The 1,024-nt window shown below is 66.7% G+C and carries 2 protein-coding genes; both read left to right on the top strand.

The window, feature by feature from the left end; genetic code table 11:
* Nucleotides 1-313 (top strand): Rid family hydrolase (locus AC1DU6_RS32605; RefSeq protein ID WP_477862393.1); only part of this gene is annotated, 313 nt, incomplete at its 5' end.
* A 31-nt stretch (nt 314-344) separates the two neighbouring features.
* On the top strand, nt 345-1,024 hold a 680-nt coding region (locus AC1DU6_RS32600), incomplete at its 3' end, for a PA4780 family RIO1-like protein kinase (protein ID WP_477862391.1).

Here is a 1,024-nt window from a genome sequence, read left to right as displayed (position 1 = left end):
GGTCTGGACGGTGGCCAACGCGACCGACTTCTCGGTCGGCTTTGAAGAACAGGTGCGTCAAAGCCTGCAGATGCTCGAAGCGCATCTGCAGGAAGCCGGCTCGGCGCGCACCCACCTGCTGTCGCTGCAGGTCATCCTCACCGACATCGCCAACCGGGATGCTTTCGACCTGCAATGGCAGGCATGGATCGGGCCGCATCCCGAACATTGGCCGCAGCGGGCCTGCTTCCAATCTGGCCTGGCGCCGGGGTTGTTGATCGAACTGGTGGTCGTCGCGGCGCCTGTTTCGGCGGGGCAGAAGCTGGGCTCCTGAGACCAGGCCCGCCCGCGTCGACAATGACGCCATGAAACCACCCGCCCGCCTGCAGGCACTGATTGATGAAGGCCTGATCGACAGCGTCGTTAGGCAACTGAAGAGCGGCAAGGAAGCCGATGTCTACGTCGTGCGCTGCGGCGATGACACCTGTGCCGCCAAGGTCTACAAGGAGGCCAACAAGCGGGGCTTCCGCCAGGCCGTCGACTACACCGAGAACCGCAAGGTCCGCAACAGCCGGCAGGCGCGCGCGATGGCCAAGCGCACGACCTTCGGCCGCCAGCAGCAGGAGGCGGCGTGGCAGAGCGCCGAGGTCGACGCGCTCTACCGCCTGGCTGCGGCCGGCGTGCGGGTGCCGCGGCCCGACAACTTCCATGATGGCGTGCTGCTGATGGAACTGGTGGCCGATGAGTTCGGCGACGCTGCACCGCGGCTCAATGACCTGAGCTTCAGCGCGGCCGAGGCGCGCCAGCACCACGACACGCTGATCGGCGAGGTCGTTCGCATGCTCTGCGCGGGTGTCATCCATGGCGACCTGTCCGAGTTCAACGTGCTGCTGGCCGCCGATGGCCCGGTCATCATTGACCTGCCGCAGGCCGTGGACGCCGCCGGCAACAACCATGCGCCGCGCATGCTCATACGCGACGTGAACAACCTGCGCAACTTCTTCGGCCAGCACGCGCCGGACTTGCTGGCCACGCAGTACGGCCC

This window comes from Roseateles sp. P5_B10, from assembly GCF_056400485.1.
The sequence above is the reverse complement of the archived record's forward strand: the minus strand, read 5'-3'. Positions and strand labels throughout refer to the sequence as shown.